16 protein-coding genes are annotated in these 16,581 nt (G+C 46.1%); 11 read left to right on the forward strand and 5 right to left on the reverse strand.

What is annotated here, in order from left to right:
* Nucleotides 1–2 precede the first annotated feature (2 nt).
* On the reverse strand, nucleotides 3–1,133 hold the full coding sequence (gene hemW / locus V7Z69_RS01510) for a radical SAM family heme chaperone HemW (protein WP_014163292.1): 1,131 nt from the start codon (nucleotides 1,131–1,133) through the stop codon (nucleotides 3–5).
* The gene (gene lepA, locus V7Z69_RS01515; protein ID WP_334138180.1) at nucleotides 1,130–2,947 is read right to left on the reverse strand and encodes a translation elongation factor 4; all 1,818 of its coding nucleotides are present in this window, start codon (nucleotides 2,945–2,947) and stop codon (nucleotides 1,130–1,132) included. Before lepA ends, hemW begins: the two co-directional genes overlap by 4 nt.
* A gap of 265 nt (nucleotides 2,948–3,212) precedes the next feature.
* On the opposite strand from lepA, the gene purC reads away from it, so the two are divergent.
* Genes purC through mnmL form a run of 11 tightly spaced genes read left to right on the forward strand, consistent with a single transcriptional unit; the run spans nucleotide 3,213 to nucleotide 14,324 of the window.
* A complete protein-coding gene (gene purC / locus V7Z69_RS01520) occupies nucleotides 3,213–3,932 on the forward strand; it encodes a phosphoribosylaminoimidazolesuccinocarboxamide synthase (protein WP_014163294.1) in 720 nt (239 codons plus the stop codon).
* Entirely contained in the window at nucleotides 3,932–4,186 is a 255-nt protein-coding gene (gene purS / locus V7Z69_RS01525) for a phosphoribosylformylglycinamidine synthase subunit PurS (RefSeq protein ID WP_014163295.1), read from the forward strand. The genes purC and purS overlap by 1 nt, the downstream gene beginning before the upstream one ends.
* Nucleotides 4,183–4,890 (forward strand): phosphoribosylformylglycinamidine synthase I, encoded by a 708-nt coding sequence (gene purQ, locus V7Z69_RS01530; RefSeq protein WP_014163296.1) that lies wholly within the window; start codon nucleotides 4,183–4,185, stop codon nucleotides 4,888–4,890. Before purS ends, purQ begins: the two co-directional genes overlap by 4 nt.
* On the forward strand, nucleotides 4,891–7,044 hold the full coding sequence (gene purL / locus V7Z69_RS01535; RefSeq protein ID WP_334138185.1) for a phosphoribosylformylglycinamidine synthase subunit PurL: 2,154 nt from the start codon (nucleotides 4,891–4,893) through the stop codon (nucleotides 7,042–7,044).
* A gap of 7 nt (nucleotides 7,045–7,051) precedes the next feature.
* Nucleotides 7,052–8,434, forward strand: coding sequence for an amidophosphoribosyltransferase (gene purF / locus V7Z69_RS01540; RefSeq protein WP_014163298.1), 1,383 nt, complete (start codon nucleotides 7,052–7,054; stop codon nucleotides 8,432–8,434).
* Nucleotides 8,418–9,407 carry a phosphoribosylformylglycinamidine cyclo-ligase gene (purM, locus tag V7Z69_RS01545; protein WP_014163299.1) on the forward strand — a complete coding sequence of 330 codons (990 nt, stop codon included), beginning with the start codon at nucleotides 8,418–8,420 and terminating at the stop codon, nucleotides 9,405–9,407. The genes purF and purM overlap by 17 nt, the downstream gene beginning before the upstream one ends.
* The gene (gene purN, locus V7Z69_RS01550) at nucleotides 9,404–9,997 is read left to right on the forward strand and encodes a phosphoribosylglycinamide formyltransferase (protein WP_014163300.1); all 594 of its coding nucleotides are present in this window, start codon (nucleotides 9,404–9,406) and stop codon (nucleotides 9,995–9,997) included. The genes purM and purN overlap by 4 nt, the downstream gene beginning before the upstream one ends.
* Nucleotides 9,997–11,526 (forward strand): bifunctional phosphoribosylaminoimidazolecarboxamide formyltransferase/IMP cyclohydrolase, encoded by a 1,530-nt coding sequence (gene purH / locus V7Z69_RS01555; protein ID WP_334138187.1) that lies wholly within the window; start codon nucleotides 9,997–9,999, stop codon nucleotides 11,524–11,526. The genes purN and purH overlap by 1 nt, the downstream gene beginning before the upstream one ends.
* A gap of 35 nt (nucleotides 11,527–11,561) precedes the next feature.
* Entirely contained in the window at nucleotides 11,562–12,845 is a 1,284-nt protein-coding gene (gene purD / locus V7Z69_RS01560; protein ID WP_014163302.1) for a phosphoribosylamine--glycine ligase, read from the forward strand.
* Nucleotides 12,838–13,356, forward strand: coding sequence for a 5-(carboxyamino)imidazole ribonucleotide mutase (purE, locus tag V7Z69_RS01565; RefSeq protein ID WP_014163303.1), 519 nt, complete (start codon nucleotides 12,838–12,840; stop codon nucleotides 13,354–13,356). Before purD ends, purE begins: the two co-directional genes overlap by 8 nt.
* 29 nt (nucleotides 13,357–13,385) lie before the next feature.
* Nucleotides 13,386–14,324: a tRNA modification radical SAM protein MnmL/YtqA gene (mnmL, locus tag V7Z69_RS01570; protein WP_014163304.1), complete on the forward strand. Its 939-nt coding sequence runs from the start codon at nucleotides 13,386–13,388 to the stop codon at nucleotides 14,322–14,324.
* A gap of 13 nt (nucleotides 14,325–14,337) precedes the next feature.
* Here mnmL and V7Z69_RS01575 read toward each other — a convergent pair whose 3' ends face one another.
* From V7Z69_RS01575 to V7Z69_RS01585, 3 genes are read right to left on the reverse strand one after another with little or no spacing between them, the layout of a single operon-like run.
* Nucleotides 14,338–14,550, reverse strand: coding sequence for a hypothetical protein (locus V7Z69_RS01575; RefSeq protein WP_014163305.1), 213 nt, complete (start codon nucleotides 14,548–14,550; stop codon nucleotides 14,338–14,340).
* Nucleotides 14,551–14,571: 21 nt separating this feature from the next.
* Nucleotides 14,572–15,555: a threonine ammonia-lyase gene (locus V7Z69_RS01580; RefSeq protein ID WP_014163306.1), complete on the reverse strand. Its 984-nt coding sequence runs from the start codon at nucleotides 15,553–15,555 to the stop codon at nucleotides 14,572–14,574.
* 17 nt (nucleotides 15,556–15,572) lie between these two features.
* Entirely contained in the window at nucleotides 15,573–16,568 is a 996-nt protein-coding gene (locus V7Z69_RS01585; RefSeq protein WP_014163307.1) for an ornithine cyclodeaminase family protein, read from the reverse strand.
* Nucleotides 16,569–16,581 lie beyond the last annotated feature (13 nt).

Genomic DNA, 16,581 nt, shown 5'->3' on the forward strand with positions numbered 1-16,581 from the left:
AACTAGGAAACAAGCTTCTCCCAAATCGCATTTCCGACTCTCATACCTCGCCGCGTAAGCACAAGCTTATGCGGCTTTTTTTTCAACAAATGCTCCGGGACGTCCTCAAGCCTAAGAAGAACTTCTTGAGCCTTTTCTTTGCCGAACTCCTCAATCAGGTCTATTTCATCTATCCCCCATCTAGTCCTAAGTCCCAGCATAGCAGCCTCCAATGCCCCATGAAGGCCAATCAGTCTCTCGGACCATTCTTTAATGCTTCTTCCCTCTTTAAGTCTTGATACATAATCTTTCAAAGAGGAAACGTTCTTGTATCTTCTTCCCCTTATAAACCCCCAAGCTCCCGGCCCAATGCCGATGCAGTCCCTTCTGTACCAATAACCCAAATTATGACTACATTCAAAGCCTCTTAGCGCAAAACTGGCAATTTCGTACTGATAAAGACCTTTTTTTTCTAAATAATATTGAGCCCACCTATAGAAGGGATACCCTGAAGGGATGCTTTGGGGAGGAGATTTTCCCCATTGGGTGCCCTCCTCCAATGTGAGTTGGTAACAGGAGACATGATGTACTCCAAGTCTTAAAGCCGTCTCTAGGTTTGCATGCCACCTCCTTATAGTCTGCCCCGGCAAACCAAAGAGGAGATCACAGCTGACATGAAACCCCTTTACAAGCGCCAACTCCAAGGATTTCATTCCTTCAAGCGCACCATGGGGACGACCTAAAATGAGAAGGTCTTGTTTATCGAAACTTTGACAGCCTATGCTGACTCGGGTTATTCTCCATTCTTTCCAGAAAGTCAACAAGTCTTCGTTTAAAGACCCAGGGTTTGCTTCTACGGTGGCCTCCTCCAAAAAATCCAGGTTAAAATTGCGCTCTAGTATGTTTTTCAGCCTTTCCCATTCACCCACGGAGAGCAAGGAAGGGGTTCCGCCACCAATATAAAGAGTCCTTATAGGGCGCTTGCAAGTTCTCCAGTTAGACCACTTCGAAGCTTCCAACTCCACAGCATCAAGGTAAACTCCAACAAGCTCGCGGTTGCTCATTGGAACACTGTAAAAAGCACAATAAGGGCACTTCCTAATGCAAAAGGGAACGTGAAGGTACAATGAAATGCCCTCTGAGAACTTCCTCAACTTTGCTTTTCTTCCTCCGTCTTCAGGAATGCAAGGAAGGCCTCCTGAGGAATGGATACTTTACCTATCTGTTTCATTTTCTTCTTGCCTTCCTTCTGCTTTTCCAATAGCTTCCTCTTCCTGGTCACATCGCCCCCATAACATTTAGCCAAGACATCCTTCCGCAAGGGTTTTATGTTCATTCTAACGATAACACGCTTGCCTATAGCAGCCTGTATGGGCACTTCGAAAAGCTGCCGAGGTATGATGTCTTTCAGTTTCTTAACTGCGGCATGCCCTCTGTGGTAAGCTTCGTCCTTGTGACAGATAAAGGAAAAAGCATCAACCACTTCTCCTCCTATGAGTATGTCCACCTTGACCAGGTCGGAAGCTTTATATCCTACATGCTCATAGTCAATTGAAGCAAAACCCCTGGTTAAGGATTTTATCTTATCGTGAAAATCTATTATAAATTCCGCCAGAGGCAATTCATAAACAAGCCGCACTCTCTCAGGGGTTATGTAATCCATACTTATATAGTTGCCCCTTTTATCTTGACAAAGCTGCATCACCTTGCCAACGAATTCGTTAGGAACGAACACCGTCACCTTTATGTATGGTTCCCTTATCTCCTCTATATCACCTATCTCTGGAAAATCAGAAGGCTTATGAGTTACCACTAAAGTGCCGTCTTTCTTTGTGACCTGATATACAACATTGGGCAAAGTGGCCACTAGATCTATCCCAAACTCCCTGCTCAACCTTTCCTTTGCGATATCCATATGAAGAAGTCCCAAAAAACCGCACCGGAAACCAAAACCCAAAGCAGCAGAGGTTTCCGGTTCGAAAACAATGGCTGAATCGTTCAGCTGCAGCTTTTCCAAGGCGTCCCTTAGATTTGGGTAATCATCCCTCTCCATGGGATAGAAACCGCAATATACCACTGGCTTAACGTTTTGATAGCCAGGAAGAGGTTTCTCCGCAGGCCTTTCAGCACTGGTGATGGTATCACCTACTCTAGCCTCGGACACCGATTTGATGTTTGCTATGATATAGCCCACGGCGCCAGGTCCAAGCTGTTCCACGGGAGACATGTCTGGCTTGAATACCCCCAACTCCTCAACTTGATAATTTCTACCGGTCGCCATGAAAGTGACGTTTTGTCCTTTCTTTATCACACCGTCAACGACCCTTATGGAGCATATTACCCCTCGATAGTTATTGTAAATGGAGTCAAAGATCAACGCACGAAGAGGTGCTTTTGGATCCCCTTTTGGGCTTGGTATCTTTTCGATAATGGCATTCAACACCTCTTTGATGCCTTTTCCTTCCTTAGCGCTGACTAGACAGGCATCACTTGCATCAATGCCCACTATATCTTCTATCTCCTTTTTCACTTCCTCTGGCCTTGCCGATGGTAAATCTATTTTGTTTATCACCGGAATAATTTCGAGCCCCTGATCTACCGCCATGTAAGCATTCGCTACAGTTTGGGCCTCAACTCCTTGTGCTGCATCCACGACAAGCAATGCTCCCTCACAAGCAGCAAGAGAACGGGAAACTTCGTAGGTAAAATCTACGTGCCCTGGCGTATCAATCAGGTTCAATATGTATTCTTGTCCATCATCCGCTCTATACTTCATTTGGACTGGGACCAGCTTTATGGTTATACCCCTTTCCCTCTCCAGCTCAAGGGTATCCAAAACTTGCTCTCGCATGTTTCTAGCATCTATAGTCATAGTTGCTTCCAAGAGTCTGTCAGCAAGGGTAGACTTGCCGTGATCTACGTGAGCAATTATGCAAAAATTTCTAATGTTGGCCATATTCCAATCCATAAAAGCACCTCTCATTTTCTTCTTGTTGTAAGGCATCGTAAGTCAACAGACATATATTATATACCGCCTAAACCAGGGACGACAATTTTATATCATACAACACAAAACTGAAGAATTTTATCAAAACCCAAATATATCGCAACGCCCTCCTGTCGCATTTATTATAACCACTCTTCACGCTTTATAGTCAGCTATATAGTTGACAATAATAACGATAAGTCTAATAATGTTAGGTATAATTTCGATTTTAGGGAGGTATACACCAATGGAGAAATTGGAACCTATCTATGAAGGCAAGGCAAAGAAGCTATTTGAGACCGACGACCCCGATATCCTGCTACTTGAATATAAAAACACGCTGACAGCTTTCAATGCTCTTAAAAAAACCACCATGGAGGGAAAAGGAGCTCTAAACAACAAGATAAGCTCTTATATCTTGCAGTATCTCGCATCCAGGGGCGTACCTAATCACTTTGTAAAAATGGTAGATGAAGTAAGGCAACTAGTCAGGAAGGTAGAAATAATACCTCTTGAGGTCGTAGTAAGAAACATAACCACCGGTTCGATTTGCAAGCGGCTAGGCGTTCCCGAAGGAATCAACCTTAACCCACCTCTAGTGGAGTTCTACCTCAAAAACGATGAATTAGGGGATCCGATAGTCACAGAGGATCAGGCTATATCCTTTGGCTGGGCCTCAGAGGAAGAGATACAAAAAATAAAAAACATGGCTCTTCAGGTCAACCAATTATTAAAGGACCTTTTCAAACCTCTGGGGATAACATTGGTGGACTTCAAACTCGAATTTGGAAAAACCAAGGATGGAGAGATCATACTGGCAGATGAAATTTCTCCAGATACTTGCAGGTTTTGGGATAGCTCCAGTGGAGATCGTCTTGACAAAGATAGGTTCAGAAAGGACTTGGGCAACGTACTAGAGGCATATCAAGAAATATGGAGACGCCTATCCGCTAAGGGGGAAGAATAATGTTGTATCATATAAAAGTACTCGTATATCTAAAAGATGGGGTTTTGGATACCCAAGGTAAAGCTGTATTGGGTACGCTGCATAGGATGAATTACACAGAGTTAAAGGATATAAGAATCGGCAAGTACCTTCAACTTTGGATAGAAGCACCAGATAAAGAAACAGCCAAAAAGAGAGTCGTAGAAATGTGTTCGGATCTTCTAGTAAACGATCTCATTGAAGACTACTCGATAGAGGTAGATGATATATCATGAGAGCTTATGTGGTAGTTTTCCCCGGAAGCAATTGCGACAGAGACGTGGTCCATTCTTTAGCTACAAGGCTGAAAACTCCAGTCCTTACGTTATGGTACGAAGAAAACCACTTACCTAGTGACGCTGATCTAGTAGTACTGCCAGGAGGGTTTTCATATGGGGACTACCTGCGCTGTGGAGCCATGGCAGCCACAGCACCGATCCTACAAGGAATCAAAAATTATGCAGAAAACGGTGGACTAGTGCTGGGCATATGTAACGGATTTCAAATTCTCACAGAGGCGAGGTTGTTGCCAGGGGCTTTGCTTGCAAACAAAAACCTGAAATTTATATGCCGCCAATGCACCGTAAGGGTTGAAAGAACAGATACCCCTTTCACATCAAATTTACAAATAGGACAAGTATTAAAGATGCCGATAGCCCATCACGAAGGCCTATACTTCCTTCCGCCTGAGGACTTGAAGCGCGTACTTGCCAACAGACAGGTGGTATTCCGTTATTGCAGCAATGACGGCACAGTCGATGAAGAAAACAACCCCAATGGATCAATAGAGAACATTGCTGGAGTTGTAAACGAAAGAGGAAATGTTCTAGGGTTAATGCCCCATCCAGAACGCGCTTCTGAAAAAATTTTAGGATCAGAAGATGGCGGACTTATATGGGACTCTGTAGCTTTATGGCTCGCAAAAAGGGGGCGCCGTTAAATGAACTACAAAACAGTAGGCCTAAGGAAGGAAGAATATCTAGCAATAAAGAAAATGCTAGGCAGAGAACCCAACGAATCGGAACTTAGGATACTTGGCGTTATGTGGTCAGAACATTGCAGCTACAAATCCACACGTTCGATCCTGAAAATGTTCAATTCAGAAGGCAAACATGTCATCCAAGGTCCAGGAGAAAATGCCGGAATAGTCGATATAGGTGGCGGGTGGGCCGCAGCATTCAAAGTAGAAAGCCACAATCACCCTTCCGCCGTTGAGCCATATCAAGGCGCAGCAACTGGGGTGGGTGGAATCATACGAGACATATTGGCAGTAGGCGCTTGGCCTACAGCTTGCCTTGATGGATTGTTCTTCGGGAAGACACCTAACAACTCCACTCTATCCCTTATAGAGGGAGTTGTCGCCGGCATAGGCGGTTATGGCAACGCTGTAGGAGTCCCAACCGTCGGGGGCAAAACCTTTTTCGACGACAGCTATGAAGGAAACCCTCTGGTCAATGCCATGTGCGTCGGAACAGTACACCAAGAAAGCGTCATAACTTCAAGAACTGCAAAAGTAGGCCAATGGGTCGTGCTCTTAGGTTCTAGGACAGGACGAGATGGCATCGCCGGAGCAGCCTTTGCCTCCACGGAATTGGCTGAAGATACTAAATCCAGTAAGCCCCAAGTTCAAATAGGAGACCCATTTGTGGAAAAACTTCTAATAGAGTGCTGCCACGAACTACTTAAGGATAAACTAATAGCCTCGATGCAGGACATGGGTGCGGCTGGCATAACCTCATCAGCCAGTGAAATAGCTGCAAAAAGTGGGACTGGCATACACATATATGCAGAGAAAGTACCTACACGAGAGGCAAACATGACTCCTTGGGAGATAGCACTATCAGAATCTCAAGAGAGAATGTTGTTGATAATTGAACCAGACAACTTCGACAAAGTCAAAAAATGCGCCGAAAAATGGCTTTTGGAGTGTGCTCTCATAGGAGAAATAACAAGTGACAAACGCTTCAGAATAACGAACCATGGAGAGACAGTAGTGGATCTGCCTGCAGAAATGGTTGGAGGCGGTTGCCCGGTCATTGACTGGCCCTCTCAAAAACCAGCTTATTTAGAGAACATCAAGGTTGAGAAAAAATATGAAGTGCCACAAGAGCGCTTTAAGGAGCTCTTTTTGTCCGTTCTTACGGACCCCAACGTGAGAGACAAATCATGGATATACGAACAATACGACCATATGGTGCAGACAAATACAGTAGCAGGACCAGGGAATCCAGTTAGCGTCATACGGATTAAAGAAAACGGGACATTTCTGGCTTTGTCAATGGATTGCGACCCTTGGAGCTGCTGGCTTGACCCGTACAATGGAGGAGCTGAAAGCTTCCTCAAAGCCGCTCGTCCTTTGTGGGCTTGCGGAGCAGAAGTCTTGGGTATGACAGACTGCTTAAATTACCCTTCCCCAGAATCACCAGAAAATTATTGGGTATTAAAGGAATCAGTAAGAGGACTCGCTCAAGCTGCAAAGGACTTGGAATGCCCTGTCGTCTCTGGAAACGTAAGTCTATACAATGAATCACCAGGGAAAAAAATCCTCCCCTCCCCTCTCGTTGGCATAGTAGGACTCCTAAGGGATCTTGACACCTTCCTCCCCTCTGGAAGAATGGAAGCAAAAGACATTTTATTCCTGGTGGGTCCTGAGAAAGGTTCCTTAGCAGGAAGCCTCTTCCAAAGGATTATGGACGGAACCATACAGGGTAAACCTACCCCATATGATGCCGACCTAGAAAGAAAATTCAAAGAAAGGGCCATCAAAACTTCCAAAGAAAAATGCTGCTCATCTGTAAGAGTCATAGGAAGCGGTGGCCTTGCAATCTCCATTGCCAAGGAATGCATCTTTGCTCAGAAAGGAGCTAGGATAAATATAGCCCCCGAGCTGCTCAAAAGACCTGAATTTTTGTTCGGCGAAGGAAGACCAAGAGCAATATACTCTGTCAAACCCAGCATGGTAAGCCTCTTTGAAAGCATATGGAGGGATTTTGGCTTATTAAAGATCGGTACTGTCATTGAGGATCATACATTGGATATATCTGGGCTTGCCAACTTTACCCTACAGGAAATATTAGGGTGCTGGAGAGGATGATATAACGATGTGCGGAGTGTTTGGAGCTTTCTCAAAGAACGGCCAATCCGTGCTTGAGGACGTTTATTTAGGCCTATACGCCCTTCAGCATAGGGGACAAGAATCCTCCGGAATGGCCTGGATTGCAAAAAACAGCGCAGGTTGTGAGCTCAGGGTCACAAAGGGAATGGGCCTTGTACATCTTGCTTTGGACCAGAAGGAACTGTCATCCTCCCATTCCAACTGTGCCATAGGGCACACTAGGTACTCTACAGCGGGGGGATCCTTTCTATCCAACGCTCAACCCATAACTGCCAACTACTCTCGGGGCTCCGTGGCTATAGCTCACAACGGCAACATAACCAACGCCACAGGCATTAGAAGGTATTTGGAAAATCGCGGAGCCATTTTCCAATCTACGAGCGACACCGAGACCATCCTTCATTTAATGGCCCATCAATCACATAAACCTCCTCTCGATGCCCTTATCAGTGCTCTAAAAACCCTTAAAGGAGCCTACAGTCTGGCTGTGATCATAAACAACCGCCTGGTAGCAGCTAGAGACCCATGGGGATTCAGACCACTCGTTTTAGGCAGAAGAGGAGAAACCACTTACATAGCATCGGAAAGCTGCGCGCTTGATATTGTCGGAGCCACATTGGTAAGGGACATAAAACCTGGAGAAGTGGTAGTAATAGATGAAGATGGAGAAAAAAGCCTACTCATCCCCAAAGAAACAGAACGCAAGTTTACTTGTGCCTTTGAGTACGTCTACTTCGCAAGACCAGACAGCTTTCTCGACGGAAAATCAGTATATGACGTCAGGAAAAAACTTGGGCAAAAACTAGCACAATCGGCTCCATGTCCAGAGGCAGACATGGTAACTGGGATGCCTGACAGTGGCACCATCTCCGCCATGGGATATGCCGAGGAATCGGGCCTGCGCTACGAAAAAGCCATAGTAAGGAACCGGTATGTCGGAAGAACGTTCATAGAACCCACCCAAAGGGTAAGAGAGCTTGGGGTAAGAATAAAGCTGAACCCCATAGGGGAAATCATGAAGGACAAAAAGATTGTAATAGTCGATGACTCGATCGTCAGAGGAACCACCGTACAACGAGTCATCGCAATGGTGCGAGAAAGCGGTGCCAAAGAAGTACATATAAGAATAGCATCTCCTCCTGTAAAGTTTCCCTGTTATTATGGGATCGACACTCCAACCTCCGAGGAGTTGGCTGCAGCACGAATGAACATAGAAGAACTATGCAAAGAGATAGGGGCTGATTCTTTAAGCTACATATCAGTATCGGAGATGTTGGATGCCATTGGATTACCTCACCACAACGTCTGCACTGCCTGTTTCAGTGGGGACTATCTGAATGGAGGCAAAGACGATGAATTGGACTTATGAGAAAGCAGGGGTGGACCTTAAAAAAGCTCAAGACTGGGTAGATGTCATCAAGAAAATCGTATCTAAAAATAAAAGTTCCCGAACTATTGGTGGCATAGGTGGGTTTGCAGGACTTTACAGGTTAGATGAAGAGAACTTAATAGCTGCCTGTACAGATGGAGTTGGGACCAAAGTAGAAATAGCAAGAATCTTAAACAGATACGATACCATTGGACAAGATCTGGTGGCCATGAACGTGAACGATTTGGTAACGTGTGGCGCTAAGCCCCTATTTTTCCTTGATTACATAGCCTGCTCAAAGCTTGATATCGCAGTGTTGGAGCCCATAATACAAAGCATCGCGGACGCTTGTTACCAATCTGGCTGTGTGCTGCTAGGCGGTGAAACCGCTGAAATGCCCGATGTCTACGATTACGGCAAGCTTGATTTAGCAGGCTTTGCAGTTGGCATTGTAAAAGAAAAAGATCTAATTACAGGGCAAAACATTCAAAAAGGGGACATAGTCCTGGGGCTTAAAAGCTCTGGCCTCCATAGCAACGGTTATTCACTAGCCCGGAAGGTATTGTTGGGAGAAGACACTGGGGAGCTTGACAGCACCTTACCCATTTTGGGAGAAAAACTTGGAGACAGCCTCCTTAAGCCCACAAGGTTATATGTGAGGCAAGCCATGAAGGCAGCAGAAACCGGCCTCGTCAAGGGAATGGCTCATATAACAGGAGGAGGTCTGAAGGAGAATATTGAAAGGATCCTTCCTCCATCCCGAACCCTTTTCATTGATTTCAACTCTTGGGAGCGTCCATCAATCTTCAAGCTTATATCCTCTAAAGGTGTTTCAGAAGAGGAGATGAGAAAAGTATTCAATTTAGGAATTGGTTTCGTCTTCATCGTCTCACCTTCTGATGTACCTACAATAAAAGAAGTGATGAAAAAGGAAAACGAGGACCTCTACGAAATTGGGGAGATAAGCCGATGACATCTGTAGCAGTGCTTATATCTGGTAGAGGCACCAACATGGAAACCATCGTAAAAAACTGTCAAGCAGGCAAGATACCTGCGACCGTGGCATTCGTGGGAAGCAGCAAGAAAAACGCAGAAGGCCTCAAGAAAGCAAAAAACCTTGGTATTCCAACTGTAGTGTTACCATACCAAGAAGGAGTCGAGACAGCAGAAAAAACACTACTCGAAGAGCTTAAAAACCACCACGTAGAATGGATTATCCTAGCAGGGTTCATGAGAATACTGTCTCCTAAGGTAGTAAGAAGCTATCCAAACAGGATAGTCAACATACATCCATCCTTACTACCTTCCTTCCCAGGGGTCGATGCCATAAGACAGGCATTCGAATACGGCGTGAAGGTGACTGGAGTTACGGTACATCTGGTCGATGAAGAAGTGGATCATGGGCCTATATTGGCTCAAATGCCCGTTAGAATTTCCCCTTATGACACTTTAGAGACACTGGAGGAAAAGATACACCGGGTAGAGCACTATCTGTATACCGAAGTATTGAAAGACCTATTTACAAACGGACAAAGTGCAACAAGAATGAGGAGGGATGTGTAATGCCTAGAAAAAGAGCCCTTGTCTCTGTATACGATAAAGAAGGAATTGTGGATTTTGCGAAGGGGCTAGTTGAATTAGGATATGAGTTGGTATCAAGCTCTGGCACCGCAAAACACCTTGCCGCCTCGGGGGTAAGCGTAAAGGAAGTAGCAGATCTTACAGGATACCCCCACATGCTGGGAGGCAGAGTCAAAACTCTCCACCCATCAATCATAGGCGGCATTTTGGCAAGAAGGCATTTTCAGGAAGACTTGAATGACGTTGAGACATTCAATATCCCCCTGATCGATATGGTAATATGCAACCTTTATCCCTTTGAACGGGCATGGGAAGAAGGTGCCGATCTGGAAAATCTCCTAGAAAACATAGATATAGGAGGTGTAACCCTTATAAGGGCTGCAGCAAAAAATTATCACCAGGTAGTTTGTGTCGTCGATAAGGCTGACTACAATAGGATACTCAAAGAAATAAATGACGAGGGCAACGTAACCCTAAAGACCAGGGGCGAATTGGCTCTTAAAGCTTTCTCATACACTTCCTGGTACGACACTGCCATTTACAGGGGGTTAATGTCTCAAATAGCGGCCATAGATGAGGAACTACCTGAGATGATACCCTTATCGCTGCGAAGGGACATATCCCTTCGCTACGGCGAAAACCCCCATCAGAAAGCGGGCCTTTACACCATTCCGATAGCCGATAAGGCTTGGATTCAACTTTCAGGGAAACCTCTGTCCTACAACAACATCCTGGACATGGATTGTGCATTCAGAGCCATATCCATATTACAGCAGGATTGCGCATGCGTAATAATAAAACATACGACGCCCTGTGGAGTCGCCGTGGGAGAAACGACACAGCAGGCCTATAAAAAAGCCCTAGCTTGCGATCCAGTATCAGCCTTTGGAGGTATTATTGGCTTTTCAAGAAAAGTTGATCTTGCAACGGCCAAGGAACTCGCAGAGAAATTCGTGGAAGTGGTTGTTGCTCCGGGATATGAACAGGAAGCAGTCGAATATATAAAAGAAAAAAGAGAAAACACTAGACTAATAGAATGGAAAGGGCAACGTTTCATGCCCCTACAGCTCACAGGAACTTGGAGCGGAATCCTCGTTCAAGAAGACAAACTTCCACCCCTTCCAGACCCGAACGCTGGCGAATGGGTGGGTAAACCAAGACTTGACCTTTGGGATGACTTAATAACCGCTTGGAAATCTGTCTATCTATGCAAAAGTAATGCTATAGCTATAGTAAAAGACCTAGCTACCGTTGGACTAGGCTCGGGCTTTACCAGCCGTGTCGATGCAGTCAAATGGGCAATCAATCAGGCCGGCGAAAAAGCCCTAGGAGCTGTGTTAGCATCCGATGCATTCTTCCCATTCCCCGACTCCGTTGAATATGCTAAGGAAGCAGGAATAGCAGCCATAATACAGCCAGGAGGATCCGTAAACGACCATAAGGTCAAGGAGGCCGCAATGAAGGCAGGGATAAGTATGTTCCTTAGTGGCTGGAGAACCTTCCGCCACTAACAGCTATGCCTTCAAAGAAAGGAGGAACAACTGGAATGAAAGTACTCGTCCTCGGAGGTGGTGGGAGGGAGCATGCCATAGTTTGGGCCCTTTCCAGATCTCCCAGAGTAAAGGAAATTCATTGTATGCCTGGCAACGGGGGAATACAGGACCTTGCTGCTCTCCACAAGGGGGACCACACAAATCCTGATGAAGTCTTGAAGATATGTAAACATATAAATCCCAATCTGGTTGTTATAGGTCCTGAAGCTCCCCTGGTAAATGGCGTAGCAGACACATTGAGGCAAGAAGGATTTCTGGTGTTTGGCCCCAACAGATTGGCAGCTCGCCTCGAGGGAAGCAAAGCCTTCGCAAAATCTTTCATGGCCAGAAACAACGTTCCCACGGCGCCATTTGACATATGCACGCAACTTCCCGAGGCCTTGGAAGCTCTAAAGAAGAGGACCCCACCATATATAGTGAAAGCAGATGGGCTGGCTGCTGGGAAAGGGGCCTTCGTCATAAACGACTTTGAAGAAGCCCGCGAAATATGCGACGGACTCTTGAACAAGGGATATCTTAAGGAAGCTGGCAAAACCATAGTCATAGAGGACTTCCTGCCGGGCCGTGAACTTACTGTATTAGTCATAACTGACGGCTCTGATTACATAATGCTGTCGCCAAGTCAAGACCATAAAAGAGCATGGGATAACGACAAGGGACCCAACACGGGAGGAATGGGTGCTTACTCTCCTGTGCCCTGGGTTGATGAAAGGTTATCATCAAAAATAGAAGAGAAGATAATCAAACCGACCATAGCAGGACTCGAAAAGGAAAACATTTCATTCATGGGTGTTTTGTATTTTGGCCTGATGATAGACAAAGAAGGCAACTGCAATGTGCTGGAGTACAACGTTAGAATGGGAGACCCTGAAACTCAAGTGGTCCTTCCTATTTTTGAAGGAGACCTAGCAGAAGTTATGTTGGCCTGCAGCATGGGATCTTTAAAGGATGTAAGGGTTCCCAAACCTGAAAAAGCTGCAGTGGGAGTAGTTGTAGCTTCCGGGGGCTACCCCGAATCTTATGAAACGGGCTTTGAGATTCACGGTATAGAGAAGTTGTCTTGTATAGATGACATACTGGTGTTTCATGCTGGCACCAAAAAGGAAAAAAATAAATACCTTACTGCAGGTGGAAGGGTTCTCACCGTAGTGGGACTCGGTGAAGACATAACCGAAGCAAGGAAAAAAGTATATGAGAATATAGGTGCCATATCCTTCGAAGGTCATTTTTACAGAAAGGATATTGCAGCAAGATTGGAGGGACCCCAAAATGAATAAACCGCTAGTAGGAATAGTCATGGGATCATCGTCAGATCTGAGAATAGGCCAAAAGATATATGAGGAACTCAAATCTTTCAACATTCCATGCGAGGTAACGGTAGCCTCTGCGCACAGAACCCCAGAGGATGCCGCAAAGTACGCTGCAAATGCATGTTCAAGGGGGCTTAGGGTAATAATAGCTGTAGCTGGATTATCTGCGGCCCTACCAGGAGTTATCGCCGCTCATACAACCCTCCCAGTAATCGGCGTACCCGTAGCTGCTGGAACCTTGGGAGGCATTGATGCCCTCTTGGCAATTGCTCAAATGCCTCCAGGGGTTCCAAGTGTATCGGTAGGAATAGATGGTGCAAAAAACGCTGCCCTAATGGCCATTAGGATCCTGGCCCTAGAGGATGAAAAATTGCAAAAAGCTCTTGATGATTACCGGAAAAAGAACGAAGAAAAGATTAGAAATTCAAGAACCAGCCTTACTGGTGTAACAACTGCCCCACCAGAAGCCTTCCTTTAAGCCAAAGGCGGGCTGACGGGAGTAAAGCGATGGAAAAGGAACTATTTCGAAGCTGGTCCAAGGTCCTTAAAGAGCGCTGGGGGAAAAGAGTTCAGAAGATCTCCCTCGACGTGGGGGCTGGTTGCCCCCACAGAGAGGGCCTTGAAGCAGGAGGCTGTATTTTCTGCGATTACCTAGGAGGTGGAAGTGGAGCTTCGTTGCGTGGAGAAACGCTGCAGGAGCAGATAGAAAAAGGTTTCAAGGTTCTAGCTAAAAGATATAAAACTGATATGGCCATACTCTATTTTCAAAGCTATTCATCGACCAACATGCCTTTAGATAAGCTCAAAGATGCCATCCTATTTGCCATAGAAACGGGCATGAAGCTGGGACAGGTCAAAGGGCTCTCCGTCGGTGCGAGGCCTGATCAGATTCCCAAAGATTTTCTGGATTTTTTGGCCAGCTTAGAAGGCCCCGACATGGGAATATGGCTTGAGCTAGGTATTCAGACAATTGATCCTTCCGGCCTTGAGTGGTTAAACAGAGGGCACGGCTTTGAAGCCATAAAACGGAGTCTCGACCTGATACGAACCTATGAGCAAATACAGCTCTGCGCCCATCTCATAGCAGGAATACCAGGGGAAAACCCAAAGCAACTTGCAATATCAGCCAAATGGCTTTGTGAGAACGGTGCTAAGGGGCTTAAGTTCCATCCACTTCACGTACTAAAAAACACGCCCCTGGAGCGGCTTTATGTGAACCAAGCCTACCATCCCTTGTCAATGGAAGAATACATAAGGAAGGTGGCTGAAGCGCTGAGATTCATAAGCCCAGAAACCATAATTCAGCGCTTAACTGCAGATGCAACATCCCACAGGCTAGTAGCACCCAAATGGATATCTCAAAAAGCTATCGTAATAGAGAGGCTTAAGAAGTATATGGAAGAGAATGGAATTACGCAGGGGGATTCTTGGGGGAAATCCCCCTAGCGTACTTTCTGAATCAATGCCTTATCTTTGTTCCCAAATACCCCAAGAAGAGCAATATAGGAACGAACACGAACTTTGATGGACCCTCTATGGCGCTTCTTACGGCATCCACGGAAAGCAGCATCTTAAACCCCACCGCCATGGAGATACTGATCAGCAAAATCATACCCCAAAAGTTCCTGCTGCTCCTGTTGTTTTCGTTCCCGGAATTATCTTCTTTTCTCACCGCGTTTGACTCCCTAACATTTTAGGATGAGTATTTATTTAAAACCTTTACTAACTTTTTATCGTCTATATTACCTCCTGATATGAACACACCGACCTTCTTACCTTTAGTGTCCACCTTGCCTGACAGGAGCGCGGCAACTCCTGTGGCTCCTGCTCCCTCTATTACCTGGTGATGCTTTTCGTGAATGAAAGCTATAGCCTTCTCCAGATCCTCTTCAGTTACTGGTATGACACCAGCAAGCACTCCACGCAAATGTTCATACAAGATTTGAGAAGCTGCTCCCGATAAAGCATCGGCCAAAGTATCTTCTTCCTCAACCGGCTCTACTCTACCTACCTCCCAGGCCTTGCTCCATGACGGGTTGGCATCGGCATGGACACCCCAAATTTCTATTCCTGGGCGTAGCGCCTTTGCTGCCAAGGATATACCGGTTATGAGCCCTCCTCCACTGATAGGTACCAACAGCACGTCCAAATCTGGATAATCCTCTAAAAATTCCAGGCCCGCCGTACCCTGGCCGCTGATCACATATCTATCCTCATAGGCGGAAACGTACACTAATCCTTCCTCATCGCTCAACCTTTTGGCTTCAGCCTCGGCTTCATCATAGAACCTCCCTATGACCTTCAACTCTACCCACTCGCCACCACGCCTCTTGATGGCTTCTTTCTTCGTATCCGGGCAATTGCCTGGAACACAAATTACAGCCTTTACTCCCAACATCTTTGCCGCAGTTGCCACGCCTTGGGCGTGGTTGCCAGAGGAAGAGGTTATGACACCTTTTTCCCTCTCTTCTGCAGTTAGAGAGAACATCTTATATAAAGCCCCCCTTATCTTAAAGGAGCCACAAAGCTGCATGTTCTCCCACTTTACAACCACCTCGCCATCGGCTATGTCGCTCAAAAATGGCGATACCTCCGAGGGAGTATGTCTAACCCTGCCCTTGAGGAACCTTCTGGCAAGCAAAACATCCGTTATCGTGGGAACAACACCTTGGCTCATACTGGATCCCTCCTATCCTACATCTGAACCAACATCCCAATGTCTTTTTTCTCCGCCCTTTCCAGGGCCATTTGAGCGGTAATTATATCCTGCAAAGCCATCCCTGTGGAATCAAACACCGTTATCTGCTCGTCAGAGGTTCTTCCCTGAACTTTTCCTTCGAGCACATCGCCTATCTCAAGGATATCTTCAGGCCTTAAAATACCTTTTCTGCAGGCTGTCTGACATTCTCCTTGCCGTACCACTTGCTCCCTGGAATCCCCTACAACAAGGGCTTTGGACAAAATTCCTTCCTCCAGTTCCTGCTTGCCTGGGAAGTCTGCCCCAATTGCATTTATATGGGTCCCAGGCCTCACATAATCCTCCTTGATCAAGGCTTTGTGAGAAGGCGTACATGTCACGATGATATCCGAATTCAGTGCAGCATCCTTAAGTTCCTGGGAAGATACAGCAGAGAAACTTACATGGGGATACTTGGCACTCATTTCCGCAACATAAGCTTCCACGTTCGAGGGGGTTCTACCGAAAACCCTTATCATCCTTACGGCGGGCATAACATGAAGCAACCCCTCAATCTGAGCCCTTCCCTGAGCACCAGTTCCCACCAACAGGACCTTTTCTGAGTTGGGTCTTGCGAGGGCTTTTGCGCCCACAGCTCCTGCTGCTCCCGTCCTGATATTGGTTATGGTCATACCGTCCACCAAACCCAGGGGGCGTCCTGTCTCAACAGACATCACTATAACAAGTCCCGCAAGAGCCGGTATTCCTCTAAGTTTAGGATTATCTGACGAATATCCTACGACCTTCAAGCCATAAATCCCAGCGCCCTCAAGGTGCCCCGACTTTATGTCCATCTCCTTTTTTTCTGGCTCAAACTCATGGGCTATTATGGGGAAAACTCCCGCTTCCTTCCTTGCAAAAAGCCTGTAAGCCCTTTCTACGGCCTCGATAGCATCGGCCATCGAAATAACCTTCATTACATCTCTTCCGTTCAACACACGCATAGAGTACATATTACCCCCCTCC

Origin of the sequence: Thermovirga lienii (assembly GCF_036847465.1) — a bacterium.
GTDB lineage: Bacteria > Synergistota > Synergistia > Synergistales > Thermovirgaceae > Thermovirga > Thermovirga lienii.

Excerpts from the sequence above, each read along its gene's own strand:
- lepA (WP_334138180.1), bottom strand. The coding sequence starts at position 2,947 with ATGGATTGGAATATGGCCAACATTAGAAATTTTTGCATAATTGCTCAC.
- purC (WP_014163294.1), top strand. The coding sequence starts at position 3,213 with ATGGAGAAATTGGAACCTATCTATGAAGGCAAGGCAAAGAAGCTATTT.
- purS (WP_014163295.1), top strand. The coding sequence starts at position 3,932 with ATGTTGTATCATATAAAAGTACTCGTATATCTAAAAGATGGGGTTTTG.
- purQ (WP_014163296.1), top strand. The coding sequence starts at position 4,183 with ATGAGAGCTTATGTGGTAGTTTTCCCCGGAAGCAATTGCGACAGAGAC.
- purL (WP_334138185.1), top strand. The coding sequence starts at position 4,891 with ATGAACTACAAAACAGTAGGCCTAAGGAAGGAAGAATATCTAGCAATA.
- purF (WP_014163298.1), top strand. The coding sequence starts at position 7,052 with ATGTGCGGAGTGTTTGGAGCTTTCTCAAAGAACGGCCAATCCGTGCTT.
- purM (WP_014163299.1), top strand. The coding sequence starts at position 8,418 with ATGAATTGGACTTATGAGAAAGCAGGGGTGGACCTTAAAAAAGCTCAA.
- purN (WP_014163300.1), top strand. The coding sequence starts at position 9,404 with ATGACATCTGTAGCAGTGCTTATATCTGGTAGAGGCACCAACATGGAA.
- purH (WP_334138187.1), top strand. The coding sequence starts at position 9,997 with ATGCCTAGAAAAAGAGCCCTTGTCTCTGTATACGATAAAGAAGGAATT.
- purD (WP_014163302.1), top strand. The coding sequence starts at position 11,562 with ATGAAAGTACTCGTCCTCGGAGGTGGTGGGAGGGAGCATGCCATAGTT.
- purE (WP_014163303.1), top strand. The coding sequence starts at position 12,838 with ATGAATAAACCGCTAGTAGGAATAGTCATGGGATCATCGTCAGATCTG.
- mnmL (WP_014163304.1), top strand. The coding sequence starts at position 13,386 with ATGGAAAAGGAACTATTTCGAAGCTGGTCCAAGGTCCTTAAAGAGCGC.
- V7Z69_RS01580 (WP_014163306.1), bottom strand. The coding sequence starts at position 15,555 with ATGAGCCAAGGTGTTGTTCCCACGATAACGGATGTTTTGCTTGCCAGA.
- V7Z69_RS01585 (WP_014163307.1), bottom strand. The coding sequence starts at position 16,568 with ATGTACTCTATGCGTGTGTTGAACGGAAGAGATGTAATGAAGGTTATT.